Genomic DNA, 15,671 nt, shown 5'->3' with positions numbered 1-15,671 from the left:
TTTTTCTCCTTTTATTAGCTATTTTGTCAGATAAGCCTCTAACTCTTCCAAGTTAGAAACCATCTGCGGATAGGCCACAATTGGCCGAGAGATGATAATGCAGTCCATCCCCAGCTCTTGACAGCCATCAATCTTTTCACGAATACCGCCGACTGTACCGCTTTCCTTGGAAACAAAGACATCTGCTCCGGAACGCAGCAAGAGCTCTTTATTACACTCTTTGGAAAATGGAGCCTTAATCGCATCAATCTGATCCGCTACCAGTCCCAGACTTTCACAGGCTAGAAGCACTTCTGAAGTCGGCAGAACGCGAACGACAATCCGCTGCTCTGGCAGTCCCTTGACAAAGAGCGGCAAGGTCTTGCTGCCTGTTCCCAGATAGACTGTCTTGTAGCCGCGCTTGGCAATCTCATCAATTGCTTCTTGGGTCGAATGCACCACGATGGCCCCGCTCAAATCCAAGGTCGCCTGACGCTCAAAGCGCAGGTAAGATACACCGGCCATCTCTGCCGCCCGAATGGCTTCCTTGGAAACAATGTCCGCAAAAGGATGGGTCGCATCAATGATTTCATCCACATCATTTTCTTTGATAAAGGCAACCATGTCCTCGGCTGTCAGCCGGCCCTGAATGACCGGCTGGCCAAATTTGGAAGCCAAGTGCCGACCGTAGTCTGTGACAACAGAGCTGGTCACATCAATCTTCAAGCGGTCAAGCACTTCTAAAATAGCGGTGCTGTCGGATGTCCCTCCCAGCAGTAATTTCATCATAAAGTATATCCTCGAGGTGTGATCATACGTCCGTTTTTAACATAAGTTTCTTTGTTACCAACGATAACGATTGTCGTCATATCTACCAAAGTCTCATCTAGGTCTTTGATAGTCGTCAAGATAATTTCCTCATCCTTACGGCCAATGTCCTTACCGATACCGACAATGGTATCCTCTGACTTGTACTCAGACATGATAGAAAGTGCTTTTGTCAGATGGTCTGGACGTCCCTTACTCCGAGGGTTGTAGAGGCAGACTACAAAGTCACCTTGAGCTGCGGCATGTAGACGCTTCTCAATCATTTCCCAAGGCGTCATCAAGTCACTCAGACTGATGTGACAGAAGTCGTTCATGAGGGGAGCTCCCATAACTGCAGCAGCACCCAGACTAGCTGTAATACCTGGAACCACCTTAACTTCTACATCACTGGCATCTCCCAGCAATTCTAAAATCAAGCCAGCCATCCCATAGACTCCGGCATCTCCACTAGAAACAACTCCGACATTTTTGCCAGTCTCTCTAGCCAAATCAATAGCCTTTTGACAACGGTCGATTTCCTGGCGCATACCATTCGCTACGAGTTCCTTGTCCTTGACCAAATCAAGAATCAACCGCATATAAGTAGAGTAGCCGACGATAATTTCACAATCGGCTATAGCAGCCAATGCTTCTTGTGACATCAATTCTTCTTTACCTGGGCCTAATCCGATAACGTATAACATATATTTTTTCTCCTTTATGTGTATGATAAAATTTTATAAGGGCAGTTGGTTCATAGGACCATCTGCTTTTTCCTTTTGATTTACTTTTTGGTTATTGCTTTTGCAAGCGCATAGGTACAGCCGTTCTTGGCAAAGCGCTCTGTCAGGACTTGACCCTGACTGGCCAAATCTGCGCTGGCCAAGGCGACACTGCCGACCCCGACTGTCTTTTTGACAAAATCTGACTGAGGATAGCGGTCTGCTACAACAGACAGCTCCTCCTTACTAAAGGTCTCAAAGGGACAGCCCAATTCCTCAGCCAAGGCCAGAATAGCTGCTTCATCCTTCTTGACATCAATGCTGACGATTTTAGAAATCTCACTGGCAGAAATCCCCTGCTGCTGACAAAATTCCTCAAAGCCTTCTCGGAAGACAGCAGGAGCCACATCCTTTCTAGCACCAACTCCTAAGATATAGGGTTGAGGATAGATGATAACTAGATTTTCTCTTTGAAGGTCCTTTTTTTCTGCAGTCAGCAGAATCAGCGGTTCCGTTCCCTTGAGAACAGCCGCAAGTCCTTCCTCATCCACCAGAGTCAGACCGCGAAGGTCGGTAACCCAGTCCTTTTCCTGATAGAAATAGACGGTTCGGCCGCTGCCTAGATAGCTGTTGAAAGGTTTGATGAATTCTCGCAATTCTGGCCGCCAACCATTGACTGATTGAGCCAGATTGTCCAGAGCTGTTACATTCTGCACATCTGTCGCTGTCGTGATAACAGGATTGGAACCGAGCAATTCTGCGATGTCTCGCGTCACTTGATTGGCTCCGCCTAGATGCCCGCTCAGCAGGCTGATGACATTCGTCGCTTTCTCATCCATGACCACTACTGCTGGATCGCTCGCCTTGTCTTTCAAGACTGGAGCAATAGCTCGCACAACTGCCCCGATAGCCATGATACAAATGAGAACATCCACTTCCTGAAAGAGCTGACCAAGCGCCTCAATCACTCGTCCTTCGATGGCAATGACTCTGTCATCTGCCAATCGAGGCGTCGTATAGATAGGGATTTCCTTGCCCAGCTTCTCCCGCAGAGTCAGAGCCAAGTCCTTGCCGACCGCTGTCACTGTTGCGATTGCGTAGCGGGCTTGAGAATCACTTGGCATGGCTGCTCTTCCCCCGTCTGAACTCATGCTGAAAATCTGCATGGTAGAGCTTGGAATAGTAGAATTCCTGACCTAAAAAGTCACCGACCAAAATCAAAGCTGTCTTTCTAATCTTAGCTTCCTTGACTTTCTCAGCAATGTTTGTCAAATCGCCAAAGACCTTCTTCTCATCCGGCCAAGTCGCCTTGTAAATGACCGCCACAGGCGTTTCTGGAGGATAGCCACCCTCGATCAGCTCGCCGACGACCTTTTCGATTCCTTGAACGGACAGGAAGATAGCCATAGAGGTCCGATGCTGAGCATAGCTTTTCAGGGATTCCCGATCTGGCACAGGCGTCCGGCCAGCCATCCGAGTGATGATGAGGCTTTGAGAAACCTCCGGTACGGTATACTCCGCCCCGATACTGGAAGCAGCTCCCAGAAAAGAGCTGACGCCCGGCGTACAGTCAAACTCTATGTCGCGCTTCTTCATCTCTTCGATCTGCTCTCGAATGGAGCCATAAATAGAGAAATCTCCCGTCTGCAGGCGGACTACATCTTTACCAGCCTTGACTCCAGCTTCCATGACATCGATGATTTCCATCAAGTGCATGCTGGCGCTATCATGAATCTCAGCCCCTTCCTTACAGTAGTTCAGCAGGTCTGGATTGACCAAGGATCCCGCGTAAATGACCACATCAGCCTCAGACAGCTGCTTGTAACCTTTGAGCGTAATCAGCTCCACATCACCTGGGCCTGCTCCAACAAAATGTACTTTGGACATCAATTAGCCTCTCTTTCTTTTTTCTTACAGGAAACGATAATGGTCGGATTCTGAGGCTTGAAGTAGTGCCCCTTGCCTATAGCTGTCCAGCGACTAGCCTGAACTGATACAATCTCTAAATCCTCCCAGTCCATCTGCTCCGCTATTTGAGCTGCTTCCAGAGCATTCTCCAGCAGGATAAAGTTCAAGACCAGCCGACCGCCCGGCTCCATGAGCTGGGCACACCAGTCGAAAATCTCCTGCATATTGCCCCCGGTCCCTCCGACAAAGATGGCATCAAAGCTGCCATCCAGCTCAATCGGAGCCAGTCCTTGATGGAGACGGACATTGTGGCAGCCAAAGTGCTGGATATTCTCCTGCGTCAAGGCCACCGCGTCTTCATTTCGCTCCACTGCCACCACTTCCAGTTCTGGATAGGTTCGGGCTGCCTGAATCGTGACACTGCCAGTTCCAGAGCCGACATCCAGCATGCGCTTGGCTCGATGCAGCTCCAACTTATCCAAACTGATGGCTCTGACTTCTTCCTTAGTCATAGGGACTTTAGCCCTGATAAATTCCGAATCCCTCATCTAACACCACCACCACATTCATTTCATATTCTCTATCTTCTACCTCACTCGCAGGCAGAATGGTAATACGCTCGTCTTCATAACTCAGCTGCTCACCAATGACCAGCACCTTATCCAAACCTCTTTTAACGGCCTCTTGAGCAATCTCGTAGGGGCCAACTTTCTGATCCGTCACCATAAAGACTTTTGACAAACTCATAATCAAGTCAAAGTTAGGCACCTTAGCATGACTGCTCGTCAGGTAAGCATCGTTCATAGGCAGGGCAATTCTGCTGGCCAGATACTGCATGGCGCTGATACCTGGCGAGATGACCACGCGCCCCTTGAACTTCTCTGACAGCCATTTGCCCAAGCCGTAAATCAGCGGGTCACCTGAGGCCAGATATAAAATTTCCTCATTCTCACCAAAGCTCTCCAGCAATTCTGCTAACGCGGCTAATTTTTTAGGAGGGACCAAACCCTTATCCCGATAAGCCGGCGGTAAGATTTCCAGATGGCGTTCACTGCCCAAAATGCGGTCAGCCTTTTCAAAATAGGCTTCCTGTCCCAGAAGACCATAGCTCGGATCTCCCGGACCAATTCCGATAACATAAATCATGTCCATTCCTCCTTTATCTGCTCTAAAGGCTGGGTTGATGCCAGATAGCCTTCCTCAGTCCCAAAGACGACCACCTCAATGCTAACTTCTGGCTTACGATAGCGAAGCAGGCGCTCACTTCTAGCCTTGATCTTATCCGCCAAGACCTGATAGACACCCTCGTAAGAAAATTCTTTAATGGCTGTTCCAGCTGCCTCGGTCGTCAAGCACTTGTCAACCTTTTCCAGCAGCTCCATAGGCGCCCCCATCAGGGCTAGATTAGCCACCAGCGTTTCCATACGAGCATCCGAGTCCTTGCTGTGGGTAGAGAAAATCCCAGCCGCCACTTTGACAAACTTGCCCATGTGACCGATCATCAAAACCTTGGTAAAGCCGATGCGCTGCACTTCTTTGAGGACATGGCCGACAAAGTTACTCATATTGACGATGCGCCCAGCTGGAATCCCCACAGTATTAGTAGCAAAATCTTCACCATAATTCCCCGGTACCAAGACGACTGAGCGATGCCCTTGATTGTAGAGCATGGTTAACTCGATCGTGATGGACGCCTTCCAGCTATCCTCGGACATTGGATTGACAATCCCTGTTGTTCCTAAGATTGAAATGCCACCTACAATACCTAGTCTGGAGTTGTAGGTCAGCTTGGCCGTTTCTTCGCCGCCAGGAACGGAAATGATGACCCGTGCTCCACAGTTGGGACCGATAATCTCACGGACATGCTGCTCAATCATCCGTCTAGGAGTTGGATTAATAGCTGCCATGCCGACATCGCAAGCCAGCCCCTTCTCGGTCACGCGCCCAACGCCCTGACCTCCGTCAATCTCGATTTCCGTCTGATCTGGCAAAAGGGTCACGGTCGAATAAATCAAGAGACCGTGTGTCGCATCCGCATCATCGCCGCCATCTTTTTCAATGGCCGCTGTCGCTTCTTCTGTTCCAAAGGAAGGATTGTGAACATCCATGGTCACTTCCACACCTGAAGCCGTATGCACAGTGACCTTTTCTTCCCTTTCCTGATTTAAGATCATGCTCAAGGCTGCAACGGTCGCCGCCGTCGCACAAGTACCAGTTGTAAAACCTTTTCTTAATTTCTTTCCGTTGACATAAGCGTATTCATCCATCATCAGCCCTCTCCTTTCTCCGGAGCCTGCTTTTTATCTGAAACACTGTAACGCTCATAGTCTGTAGTGCCAAGCTTGAGCTGGTAGAGGATGGCATTGATGACCGCTGCCGCGATGGTACTGCCGCCTTTTTGCCCCAGTGCCGCGATAGAAGGCACTGAACTTTCATGCAGTTTGAGCTTAGATTCTGCCGCCCCGACAAAGCCGACTGGAACCCCGACAACCGCATCCGGCTGCAAGCTTCCCTCTTCAACCATATCCAAAACCTTAAAGATAGAAGTTGGAGCATTCCCAAAGACAAACAGTTTTGGACCGTCCACTTTAGCTGCATATTCTACGGCAGCCATGGAGCGAGTAATTCCTTTTTCCTTAGCTTCCTTAAAGATTGCCGGCTCATTAACCAGACAGCGATAGGAAACACCTAGGTCATCCAGCAATTTCTTATTAAAACCACCCAAGACCATAGTCGTATCCGTAAAAATGGTACCCTTGTTTCGGAGGACATAGAGGATTTTCTCAATAACCTGATTGGAAAACTTGATATTGTAAAGGTAGTCAAAGTCTGCACTGGTAAAGACAACCCGCTTGAGCACTGCCTCTTCAAAAGGATCCGAAAAATGTATATCCGGATGCTCTTGGTCAATAATTTCCTGAATCTTGCTGAAACTAGCTTCTTCAATCTTATGCGCTGCTTTTAGATAGGACATCTAGTTCTTTCCTCCTTCTTTACTGGATGGTGTAGAGTAGCGGACATAGTCATCTGTCACCACTTCTCTCAGCTGGTAGATAATGGCATTGACAATGGCTACTACAATCGTGCTGCCACCTTTTCTTCCGAGATTGACAAGGGCAGGAAGACCTGACTGAAGCAGTTCTTCTTTTGACTCTTCGACATTGATAAAGCCGACTGGAACCCCAATCACTGCATCTGCTTCTACCAATCCCTGCTCTGCCAGCTCAATCAGGTAAGACAGAGCCGTAGGAGCACCACCGAAGGCAAATACTTTAGGCCCTTCAATCTTAGCTGCTATCTCAACAGCCGCCATAGCTCTGGTAATTTGCTTTTCCTTGGCCAGCGCAACCACTTCTTCATCACTAATCAAACAGCGGTAGCTCACACCCAGCTGGTCCAGCACGCGCTTATTAATGCCATTGAGAGAGATATTAGAGTCTAGCAGGATGGTACCCTTAGCTCTGATTACTTCTTCTATTTTTTTAAGGACATCGTGCTCAAAGCGCATGGTATAGAGATAATCAAAATCTCCCGTCGTATGGATTGCCCTCTTGATGATGGATTCTTCCATTTCCGAATGGAAGACATAATCAGGATCTTTTTCAGTAATCATAGACTGAATAATTTGAAAGCTCTTTTCCTCAATAGAGGAAGGATTTTGGATATATGTCATAGTATACTCCTAGAAATATGCTTGCATTACTAAATAAGAAAGAGTGAACAAGATTAAACCTGTCATGGTGCTTGTATAAAGCAGAGAGATAGCCGTCTGAATATCATCCGCCTCAACCGGTCTGAAAGCCTCTCCAATGGTCGGTTTTTCAATCAGCTCTCCGTGATAGACGTGCGGTCCGCCCAGCTGAATGCCCAGAGCTCCAGCCACAACTGCCTCCGAAAAAGCACTGTTGGGACTGGCATGCTGGTAGCGATCCCGCCAGCCAATTCGCAGGGCTCCCTTGAAATCCAGCAGTAAAATCTGACTGCTGAGAATCAAGAAAAGCCAAGTCAAACGCGCAGGAATCAGATTAGCCAGATCATCCATCTTGGCAGATATCAAGCCGATTTTGCGGTATTTTTCCGTCTTATAGCCTACCATGGAGTCCAAGGTATTGATGGCCTTATAGGTCATAGCTAGAATGGGGCCGCCCAGAAAGAGGCAGAGCAGTGGTCCGATAACCCCGTCACTGGTATTTTCGGCCACCGTCTCAATCGTCGCCTTGCTGATTTCCTCTGGTGTCAGCTGGGAAGTTTCACGGCCGACAATCATACCAACTTGCTTTCTAGCTTCTTCCAAAGTGCCAAACTTGAGCGTATGGTAAACCTTTTGGGCCTCAAAAGCTAGACTCTTAGCCGCTAGACTAGCATAGGCCAGATAGATCCAGACGAGCCAGTAGAAGACGGGATGAACCAGACCAGCCAACCAGAGCAACCCGTAGCTCACTCCCAGCGCCAGTCCAACTGTTGTCAGCCAGAGGAAAAAGCCAAACAGATAGGGCGAAAACTGCCTTTTCTCCTGCGAGCGCATACATAAATAAATGTAGGAACCCATCCACTTGACTGGATGAGGCCAGCTATAGGGGTCGCCAATGAGCCAGTCCAGTAAGACGGCCAAAAAAATTGCAATGAGAGTCATATCAGTTCGCCTCTTTGATATAGTTCAGCCAGTTGGCCAGCAGCTGCTCATCCTGATAAAAATGAACATGCAGGTAGCTAGCAAAGGTCCGCCCCTTTTGATAACCGCCTGTCCAGGCAGCTACGACCTGACCGTCTCTGACCTTCTCTAGCTTGAGGACCGTATCTTCCTCCGTTTCAAAGACTGAATGGTGAAACTCATGTCCCCTGACCGCCGTACCTTTAGGACCAAAAAGACTGTCTACCTGCGTTTCTGCTTGGCAGTAGCCAAAGCTTTTCAGGCCGGGGGTCATCAGGCTCTTGCCCTTGAAAATACCGACCATTTCATAGACCTGACCCTCTACTTCCAGCAGCTCTCCCAGATACATGAGTCCGCCGCATTCTGCGTAGATTGGCCGGCCCTGCTCGTGAGCTTTCTTAACCGAAGTCCGAAAGTCAGTATTTGTCATCAGCTCCTGAGCGTAGACTTCCGGAAAACCGCCGCCAAAATAATAAGCATCTGCAGCTGGCAGTTCCTTATCTTTCAGAGGGCTGAAAGGCACCAGCTGGACATTGAGCTCTCTTAGAAAGTCTAGATTATCTTCATAGTAAAAGTGGAAAGCATCATCCAAAGCATAAGCCAAAGTCAAGGGCTGATCATTGTGGATATGAAAAGGATTGGTCATCTGCTTATCGGGCAGTTCTGCCTTTTCCAGCAGCCTGTCTAGATTTATATGCGTGGCTGCTGCCGCTCCCAAGTCCTCAAATCGACGGTCCAAATCATCCATTTCTACGTCAGGAATTAGACCCAGATGGCGCGATGGCAGCTCAGCTGTTGCATTCTTAGGCAGATAGCCCAGCACTTCAACATCTGTATACCGCTCTATGGCGCCCTTGATGAGCTCATAGTGGTTCTGTGAAGCTACTCGATTGATAATGACCCCAGCAATATCCAAATCCGGATCAAAAGTCGCAAAACCATGGACCATAGCAGCCGCTGAGGTGGATGTCGCTTTCCCATCAATAATCAAGACAACCGGAATTCCCAACTTCTTAGCAACAGAAGCAGAAGACGCACAATCCTTGTCTGTTCCCAGACCATCAAAGAGCCCCATGACTCCTTCAACCACTGCCACATCAGCATCTCCATGCCATTTGTAGTAGGACCAAGCCAGGCTCTGATCGTCCGGTATCATAAAGCTGTCCACATTCCGCGACGGCCGCTTGGTAATCCGACTATGATAAGCTGTATCAATATAATCAGGTCCTACCTTATAAGGCTGAACCTGATAACCTCTGTCTGCCAGAGCTTTCAAAATCCCTAGGGTAACTGTGGTCTTTCCGACACCGCTGGAAACACCAGCTAGCATAAATTGCTTCATCGCTTTACTCCAGATTCGCTGATAAAAAAAGTACTACAAAAAAAATAAGGAATTTTTATTTTTTTTGTAGCACCGTTGCTCACTTATATGTAGAGCAAACACCCCGTTGTGTTCGCTTCCAGTTCTTATATTAAATTTATTTTAATATAAAGCATAAAAACTGTCAAGTTTTTGATAGAGCATCTGCGAAAAAAGTCAGGATTTTAGAGCGTCTTCACTGAAAATTGAGCATTTTTTACAATTCTGTTAAATTTAAAAAAACATCAGAAAAACGAACATTCCTGATGTTTTATTTGAGCATCAACCTGCATCTTCCTCTACAAATTGACTATTATAGAGGTCCGCATAGAAGCCATTCTGATTCATGAGTTCATCATGGTTGCCCTGCTCGATGATATTTCCATCGCGCATGACCAAGATAAGATCCGCATTACGGATAGTAGACAGACGGTGGGCAATGACAAAGGAAGTCCGCCCCTCCATGAGTTTGTCCATGGCCTTTTGAATCAGCTCCTCCGTCCGCGTATCGACTGACGAAGTTGCCTCATCCAAGATCAAGAGCGGCGCATCTTTCAGCAGAGCACGAGCGATCGTCAGCAGCTGCTTCTGACCGACCGATAAGTTGACCGTGTCATCCAGCACTGTATCATAGCCCTGCGGCAGAGTCATGATAAAGTGATGAACACCGACTGCCTTCGCTGCAGCAACAACTGCTTCATCAGTCACATGCTCCTGATTGTAAATTAAGTTCTCCCGAATCGTCCCCTCAAAGAGCCAGGTATCCTGCAAGACCATTGAAAAGGCATCGTGAACCTCGGAGCGTTTCATATCCTTAATATCTATACCATCAATGCTGATACGCCCTTTATCAATTTCATAGAACTTCATAAGGAGATTAACGATAGTCGTCTTACCAGCACCCGTCGGATCGACAATGGCAATCTTCTGTCCGGCTTTGGCCTGGGCTGAGAAATCATGAATAATCGTCTGGTCTGGCTTGTAACCGAAGAAGACATCTTCAAAGGCAACATCTCCCTTTACAGCAGCAAGCTGCTGCTCTTTATGCTGGTCGTCTTCCATCTCCGGCTCAGCCAGAAAGTCAAGGACACGAACCAGTGCTGCACCAGCCTGCTGCAAGACAGTTATACCTTGGGCAATCTGTGACAATGGCTGAGAGAAGGTCCGCACATAAACCATAAAGGCGACGATAATTCCGATGCTAATAGAGCCATTAATCGCCAGAGCAGCACCTACCAAAATAACCAGCACATAAGCAAAATTCCCTGTAAAGAACATGAGCGGCATCATCATACCAGAAATAAATTGAGACTTCCAAATACTGTTATAGAGATTGTGATTGAGAACTGCAAAGCGCTCCTTAGACTGCTCAATGGCATTATAGCTGGTAACGACATTATGACCGGAGTACATCTCCTCCACATAACCGTTTACCGCAGCCAGATCGTTTTGCTGGGCGGTGAAATAACCCTGAGACTTGCCCATGATGAGCCCGACAAAGACAAAGCCTAATACAGTAGCCAAGATAGTTACCAAGGCCAAGATCCAGTTCATGAAGAACATGGTCAAGACCACAGCCACCAAGAGCAAGCTGGCAGAGATAACATTCCCCAGACTCTGGTTGAGGGATTGGCCGACCGTATCTACGTCATTGGTCACGCGCGACAGAGTATCCCCCTGAGAATGACCATCGAAATAGCCCAACGGCAGCTTGTTAATCTTCTCCGCAATGGCCGTCCGCAGCCGCTTAGAGAAATACTGGATAACCGTACTGATGATAAAGGACTGGCCATAGTTGAGCAGGGCTCCGACTGCATAGAGCACTGTCAGCAGCAGGGCAATCTGAGACACAGCTTTCAAATCAATACTGGTAGCAAGACCAGCAGAGATGAGGTTGGTAATTTCTTTTAATTTATTTGGCCCATAGACCGTAATAATGTTTGACAAGACAGCTCCCACAAATGCCAAAGCAAGAGGAAGCTGGAAGCCTTTGAGATAAGGCCGTATCTGGCTAAATAATGAAGGCTTCTTATTTTCCATTTTCTAATTCCTCCTTGGATAGTTGTGAGTAGGCAATTTCTTGATAGACTTCGTTGCTGGCTAAGAGCTCTCGGTGGGTCCCTTGACCGACTACCTTACCAGCATCCAAGACCAAGATTTGATCCGCATCCATGATAGTAGAAATCCGCTGCGCCACGATTAGCTTGGTCATATCCTGCGTCCGCTCAGCCAGCTCCTTGCGCAAAATGCGGTCTGTCTTATAGTCTAGCGCTGAGAAGGAATCGTCAAAGATGAGGATTTCTGGCTTACGAGCCAAAGCTCTGGCAATAGCCAAACGCTGACGCTGACCACCAGAGAAGTTGGTCCCGCTTTGAGCCACTTCTGACTTGAGCCCTTTTTCTTTCTCTTGGACAAAGGGCTTAGCCTGTGCTAGATCAAGAGCATCCCACATTTTCTGCTCATCCAGCGGGCTTTCTTTGCTTTGACCGAAGTCCAGATTGCTCTCAATATCGCCAGAGAAAAGCACAGCCTTTTGCGGGATGTAGCCGACCTTATTATGCAGGTCTTCCAGCTGGTAATCCTGAACATTGACACCATCTACCAGAATCTCTCCTTCAGTCACATCATAGAAACGAGGAATGAGATTGACCAGCGTGGATTTCCCTGAACCGGTTGAACCGATAAAGGCTACGGTATCACCAGCCTGCGCTGTAAAGCTAACATGCTCAATGACTGCTTCTGAATTCTTGGAATAGCGGAAGGACACATCGCGAAAGACCACCTCTCCCTTGCTATCCGCTGCTGCCTTTGGATGTTCGGGACTGGTGATAGAAGAATGCAGGTCCAGTACTTCATTAATCCGGCCAGCCGATACAATGGTCCGAGGCAGGATGATGAAGAGGGCACCCATGAGCAAGAACCCAATCACAATCTGCATAGCATAGGACATAAAGACGACCATATCACTGAAGAGCGGGAGACGCTCCTGCAGTCCAGCCTCCTGGATCAAATAAGCACCAATCCAGTAAATCGCCAGTGTCAAGCCGCTGGAAATCCCCATCATAACTGGATTCATCATGGCCATCAGACGACCGATGAAAAGATTGAGTCGGGTTACTTCATCATTGGCCGCCGCAAACTTCTCATCCTGATAATCCTCAGCATTGTAAGCCCGGACCACGCGAATCCCAGTCAGACTCTCTCTAGTGACGCTATTTAGCTTATCGACCAAACGCTGCGCCACTGATTGCTTAGGAAAGGCCAATGTAACCAAAACTACTGTCATCAGGATATTAACAAGAACAGCAATGAGAACAGCAATCAGCCAGTTCTCGGACTTACCGATAATCTTAGTCATGGCCCAAATCGCCATAATCGGTCCCCTGGTCACCACCTGCAGTCCCATGGTAATTAAGGTCTGTACCTGAGTAATGTCATTCGTTGTCCGAGTTAGCAAACTAGGAATCGAAAATTTCTTAATCTCCGTCTGCGAATAGTCTAGCACACGGTTGAAAATATCGCTCCGCAAGCTCTGGGTAAAGCTGGCAGCTAAACGAGCGGCAAAAAAGCCAACCGAGATAGCTGACAGCAAGCTAGCAAAAGACAGACCGATCATTTTCAGACCTGGCTCCCACAAATCTGCCAAAGTTGTTCCCGACGTCTGCAGCAGTTCTGTAATCGTCGAAATATAGGTCGGAACTTCTAATTCCAAATATACCGTTAGGAAGGTGAAGAGCACACTGAGAACAATCATGCTCACTTCCCTTGCCGTCAGCCGTTTAAATAACTTAAACATCTTTCCCTCCATTTTCTAAACTTTCGATATTCTGATAAAACTTGGCCATGACTTGTGAAAAAATCAGCAGTTCTTGCTCAGAAACACCATTCAAAATAGCACGATCCATTTCATCAAAAAAGTCACGGATTTTCTTCATTCTTTCCTGCGACTGCGGAGTAAGGCGGATATACTTGGCTCGCTTGTCTGTCTTGCTCGTTTCCAGCTGGATAAAGCCGTTCTTCTCCATCCTTTTCATTAAGTTAGAGGCCACCGATTTGGAAATATCCAACTTCTGCTCAATATCCTTGATAAGAGTGTCCTTCCCCTCTTCCATACGACTAGCGACAATATGCAAGACCTGCCCCTGCGGCCCAGCCATGGACTCAATCCCATGCTCCTTAGCAAGCTTTTCCACTATGAGGTGAATCTTTCGTCCAAAACGCTTCATTTCTAACAAAGGCTTTTCCATCAAAACTTCCTTCCTAGATTGGTTCTCGTGAGAACTAATTAGTTTTCATGAGAACTATTTTAACACATGGAAGAAAGATGTCAAGAAAAAAGTTTCTATGAGAACTATTTTTTCAACAAGAAAAAAAGCGAAGAAAATTTCTTCACCCTTCCTTTCAAACTGACAAACAGCCTAAAAATTGATTGGTCCCGCATTAAAATTTTGAAGAAGAAGCGAGGAATAGAGCCCCTCCAATGATAAGGAGAATGCCTGCAATCCAGCCTATAAATGGAATGGGCGCGATGTTGCTGCTTCCGACGATAAGGAGGACGCCCGCTGCGACACTGAAACGCATTTGACCTTTGTAATAAGCCAAGGAAGTAATTCCCAAGCCCAGAGCTGCCAATTTAATCACCGCTCCCAGTAAATTCAGACCAGAATCACCTAGTAGGGCTGAAAAAGGAACAAAAAAGATATTCGAGAGCAGCAAAATAGTCCCTCCAATCAAACCAACCAGACCGCTTATCAGTGCTAAAGTTTTTGTTTTCATTTACATCTTGCCTCCTTCAATATTATTCTGCTAATTATCTCTAATTTTAGACATTTTTTGCAATTTTGTCAAATTTTTCTAAATGATAATCCCTTCCAAATGATCCAATTCATGCTGGCAGATTTGGGCAGGCAGGCCTTTCAAAGTCATGGTCTGCTGCTGCCAATTTTTGTCCAGATAATCAACTGTGATTTCCTGATAACGTTGGGTAGGACGGCTTCCAACCAAGGACAGGCAGCTCTCTTCTGTCTGATAAGGGCCTGACTTAGAGCGCAGCACCGGATTAAACATGACTACCGGCACCAAACCATATAGAAAGATAATGACTCGCTTACGGACGCCAATCATATTGGCTGCGAGTCCTATACAGTTTTCTCGATTGGCCTGCAGAGTATCCTGCAAGTCTTGAGCCAGATAAAGGTCTTCTCTGCTAGCCTGCTCTGATGGCTGCTGTAGGAAGAAAATATCTTTGACAATTGCTTTTTCCATTATTTTTCCTCATAGAGAAGGGTCTGATAAATCAGACCCTATAAACTTATTTTGCGTGGCGCTCACTAACTTCTTTAGCCAATACAAAGTTGCCCAGCGTTGCGGAGCCATTTCCAGCCACAGCCGGTGTCACGATATAGTCACGGACATCAGGAACTGGCAAATAGCCATTCAGAAGAACTGTGAATTTCTCACGAACCCGATCCAGCATGTGCTGCTGAGCCATAACCCCGCCACCGAAGACGATAACATCTGGACGGAAAGTTACTGTCGCTTGAATAGCCGCCTGAGCGATATAGTAAGCTTGAATATCCCAGACGGAACTATTGAGTTTAATATTTTCCCCACGAACTCCGGTCCGCGCCTCTAAGCTTGGTCCAGCCGCCAATCCTTCCAAACAGCCATTGTGGAAAGGACAAACGCCATTGAACTCTTTTTCCACATCCATAGGGTGCTTAGCTACATAATAATGCCCCATCTCTGGGTGGCCTGTCCCCCCTACAAATTCACCTCGCTGGATAGCGCCAGCACCGATTCCTGTCCCAATCGTATAATAGACCAGATTTTCAATACGGCCGCCAGCATTGTTGCGAGCTACCACTTCACCATAAGCTGAGCTATTGACATCCGTCGTGAAGTAAATTGGCACATTGAGAGCCCGGCGCAGAGCGCCAACAATATCTACATTAGCCCAATGCGGCTTAGGCGTAGTCGTTATAAAGCCGTAAGTCTTTGAGTTAGGGTCAATATCGATCGGCCCAAAAGATCCAACAGCCAGACCAGCTAGATTGTCAAAACGAGAAAAGAACTCAATCGTCTTGTCTAGGGTTTCAATAGGCGTGGTCGTTGGAAACTGTGTCTTTTCAACAACTTCAAACCGTTCATCGCCTACAGCACAGACAAACTTAGTGCCGCCCGCTTCCAAACTTCCATACAATTTTGTCATTATAAATCCTCTTTTAAAATTTGATTTCTACTC

The 15,671-nt window shown here is 47.3% G+C and carries 17 protein-coding genes; all 17 read right to left on the bottom strand.

Annotated features, from left to right (window positions below; all coding sequences use genetic code 11):
• Positions 1 to 18 precede the first annotated feature (18 nt).
• Positions 19 to 768: a precorrin-6A reductase gene (cobK, locus tag HMPREF1150_RS05590; RefSeq protein WP_009659669.1), complete on the bottom strand. Its 750-nt coding sequence runs from the start codon at positions 766 to 768 to the stop codon at positions 19 to 21.
• Positions 765 to 1,490 (bottom strand): precorrin-3B C(17)-methyltransferase, encoded by a 726-nt coding sequence (gene cobJ / locus HMPREF1150_RS05595; protein WP_002896461.1) that lies wholly within the window; start codon positions 1,488 to 1,490, stop codon positions 765 to 767. The genes cobK and cobJ overlap by 4 nt, the downstream gene beginning before the upstream one ends.
• 80 nt (positions 1,491 to 1,570) lie before the next feature.
• Complete coding sequence (gene cbiG / locus HMPREF1150_RS05600) at positions 1,571 to 2,632, bottom strand: cobalt-precorrin 5A hydrolase (RefSeq protein WP_032905440.1); 1,062 nt, start codon at positions 2,630 to 2,632, stop codon at positions 1,571 to 1,573.
• Complete coding sequence (locus HMPREF1150_RS05605; protein WP_009659596.1) at positions 2,622 to 3,395, bottom strand: cobalt-precorrin-4 methyltransferase; 774 nt, start codon at positions 3,393 to 3,395, stop codon at positions 2,622 to 2,624. Before HMPREF1150_RS05605 ends, cbiG begins: the two co-directional genes overlap by 11 nt.
• On the bottom strand, positions 3,395 to 3,964 hold the full coding sequence (locus tag HMPREF1150_RS05610) for a decarboxylating cobalt-precorrin-6B (C(15))-methyltransferase (protein WP_032905439.1): 570 nt from the start codon (positions 3,962 to 3,964) through the stop codon (positions 3,395 to 3,397). The genes HMPREF1150_RS05605 and HMPREF1150_RS05610 overlap by 1 nt, the downstream gene beginning before the upstream one ends.
• Positions 3,936 to 4,568, bottom strand: a complete 633-nt coding sequence (locus HMPREF1150_RS05615) for a cobalt-precorrin-7 (C(5))-methyltransferase (RefSeq protein WP_032905438.1) — start codon at positions 4,566 to 4,568, stop codon at positions 3,936 to 3,938. Before HMPREF1150_RS05615 ends, HMPREF1150_RS05610 begins: the two co-directional genes overlap by 29 nt.
• Positions 4,559 to 5,686 (bottom strand): cobalt-precorrin-5B (C(1))-methyltransferase CbiD, encoded by a 1,128-nt coding sequence (cbiD, locus tag HMPREF1150_RS05620; RefSeq protein ID WP_009659614.1) that lies wholly within the window; start codon positions 5,684 to 5,686, stop codon positions 4,559 to 4,561. Before cbiD ends, HMPREF1150_RS05615 begins: the two co-directional genes overlap by 10 nt.
• On the bottom strand, positions 5,686 to 6,390 hold the full coding sequence (locus HMPREF1150_RS05625) for a cobalt-precorrin-8 methylmutase (protein WP_009659726.1): 705 nt from the start codon (positions 6,388 to 6,390) through the stop codon (positions 5,686 to 5,688). Before HMPREF1150_RS05625 ends, cbiD begins: the two co-directional genes overlap by 1 nt.
• Entirely contained in the window at positions 6,391 to 7,089 is a 699-nt protein-coding gene (locus tag HMPREF1150_RS05630; RefSeq protein ID WP_002910554.1) for a cobalt-precorrin-8 methylmutase, read from the bottom strand.
• Between the two features lie 9 nt (positions 7,090 to 7,098).
• Positions 7,099 to 8,049, bottom strand: coding sequence for an adenosylcobinamide-phosphate synthase CbiB (gene cbiB, locus HMPREF1150_RS05635; protein WP_009659577.1), 951 nt, complete (start codon positions 8,047 to 8,049; stop codon positions 7,099 to 7,101).
• A gap of 1 nt (position 8,050) precedes the next feature.
• The gene (locus tag HMPREF1150_RS05640) at positions 8,051 to 9,409 is read right to left on the bottom strand and encodes a cobyrinate a,c-diamide synthase (RefSeq protein ID WP_009659671.1); all 1,359 of its coding nucleotides are present in this window, start codon (positions 9,407 to 9,409) and stop codon (positions 8,051 to 8,053) included.
• Positions 9,410 to 9,709: 300 nt separating this feature from the next.
• Positions 9,710 to 11,467, bottom strand: a complete 1,758-nt coding sequence (locus HMPREF1150_RS05645; RefSeq protein WP_009659664.1) for an ABC transporter ATP-binding protein — start codon at positions 11,465 to 11,467, stop codon at positions 9,710 to 9,712.
• A complete protein-coding gene (locus tag HMPREF1150_RS05650; protein ID WP_009659732.1) occupies positions 11,457 to 13,223 on the bottom strand; it encodes an ABC transporter ATP-binding protein in 1,767 nt (588 codons plus the stop codon). The genes HMPREF1150_RS05645 and HMPREF1150_RS05650 overlap by 11 nt, the downstream gene beginning before the upstream one ends.
• Positions 13,216 to 13,674, bottom strand: a complete 459-nt coding sequence (locus tag HMPREF1150_RS05655; protein ID WP_009659725.1) for a MarR family winged helix-turn-helix transcriptional regulator — start codon at positions 13,672 to 13,674, stop codon at positions 13,216 to 13,218. Before HMPREF1150_RS05655 ends, HMPREF1150_RS05650 begins: the two co-directional genes overlap by 8 nt.
• Positions 13,675 to 13,867: 193 nt before the next feature.
• On the bottom strand, positions 13,868 to 14,203 hold the full coding sequence (locus HMPREF1150_RS05660) for a hypothetical protein (protein ID WP_002903845.1): 336 nt from the start codon (positions 14,201 to 14,203) through the stop codon (positions 13,868 to 13,870).
• Between the two features lie 78 nt (positions 14,204 to 14,281).
• Positions 14,282 to 14,692, bottom strand: coding sequence for a peptide deformylase (locus tag HMPREF1150_RS05665; protein ID WP_009659677.1), 411 nt, complete (start codon positions 14,690 to 14,692; stop codon positions 14,282 to 14,284).
• Positions 14,693 to 14,738: 46 nt separating this feature from the next.
• A complete protein-coding gene (gene scrK / locus HMPREF1150_RS05670) occupies positions 14,739 to 15,638 on the bottom strand; it encodes a fructokinase ScrK (RefSeq protein ID WP_002907200.1) in 900 nt (299 codons plus the stop codon).
• Positions 15,639 to 15,671: the final 33 nt, after the last annotated feature.

The organism is Streptococcus sp. AS14 (assembly GCF_000286495.1).
GTDB classification, from domain to species: Bacteria; Bacillota; Bacilli; order Lactobacillales; family Streptococcaceae; genus Streptococcus; species Streptococcus sanguinis_P.
This window is presented reverse-complemented; position numbering and strand designations above follow the sequence as displayed.

Coding starts and splice junctions, on each gene's coding strand:
- cobK (WP_009659669.1), bottom strand. CDS start 768: ATGATGAAATTACTGCTGGGAGGGACATCCGACAGCACCGCTATTTTA.
- cobJ (WP_002896461.1), bottom strand. CDS start 1,490: ATGTTATACGTTATCGGATTAGGCCCAGGTAAAGAAGAATTGATGTCA.
- cbiG (WP_032905440.1), bottom strand. CDS start 2,632: ATGCCAAGTGATTCTCAAGCCCGCTACGCAATCGCAACAGTGACAGCG.
- HMPREF1150_RS05605 (WP_009659596.1), bottom strand. CDS start 3,395: ATGTCCAAAGTACATTTTGTTGGAGCAGGCCCAGGTGATGTGGAGCTG.
- HMPREF1150_RS05610 (WP_032905439.1), bottom strand. CDS start 3,964: ATGAGGGATTCGGAATTTATCAGGGCTAAAGTCCCTATGACTAAGGAA.
- HMPREF1150_RS05615 (WP_032905438.1), bottom strand. CDS start 4,568: ATGGACATGATTTATGTTATCGGAATTGGTCCGGGAGATCCGAGCTAT.
- cbiD (WP_009659614.1), bottom strand. CDS start 5,686: ATGATGGATGAATACGCTTATGTCAACGGAAAGAAATTAAGAAAAGGT.
- HMPREF1150_RS05625 (WP_009659726.1), bottom strand. CDS start 6,390: ATGTCCTATCTAAAAGCAGCGCATAAGATTGAAGAAGCTAGTTTCAGC.
- HMPREF1150_RS05630 (WP_002910554.1), bottom strand. CDS start 7,089: ATGACATATATCCAAAATCCTTCCTCTATTGAGGAAAAGAGCTTTCAA.
- cbiB (WP_009659577.1), bottom strand. CDS start 8,049: ATGACTCTCATTGCAATTTTTTTGGCCGTCTTACTGGACTGGCTCATT.
- HMPREF1150_RS05640 (WP_009659671.1), bottom strand. CDS start 9,409: ATGAAGCAATTTATGCTAGCTGGTGTTTCCAGCGGTGTCGGAAAGACC.
- HMPREF1150_RS05645 (WP_009659664.1), bottom strand. CDS start 11,467: ATGGAAAATAAGAAGCCTTCATTATTTAGCCAGATACGGCCTTATCTC.
- HMPREF1150_RS05650 (WP_009659732.1), bottom strand. CDS start 13,223: ATGTTTAAGTTATTTAAACGGCTGACGGCAAGGGAAGTGAGCATGATT.
- HMPREF1150_RS05655 (WP_009659725.1), bottom strand. CDS start 13,674: ATGGAAAAGCCTTTGTTAGAAATGAAGCGTTTTGGACGAAAGATTCAC.
- HMPREF1150_RS05660 (WP_002903845.1), bottom strand. CDS start 14,203: ATGAAAACAAAAACTTTAGCACTGATAAGCGGTCTGGTTGGTTTGATT.
- HMPREF1150_RS05665 (WP_009659677.1), bottom strand. CDS start 14,692: ATGGAAAAAGCAATTGTCAAAGATATTTTCTTCCTACAGCAGCCATCA.
- scrK (WP_002907200.1), bottom strand. CDS start 15,638: ATGACAAAATTGTATGGAAGTTTGGAAGCGGGCGGCACTAAGTTTGTC.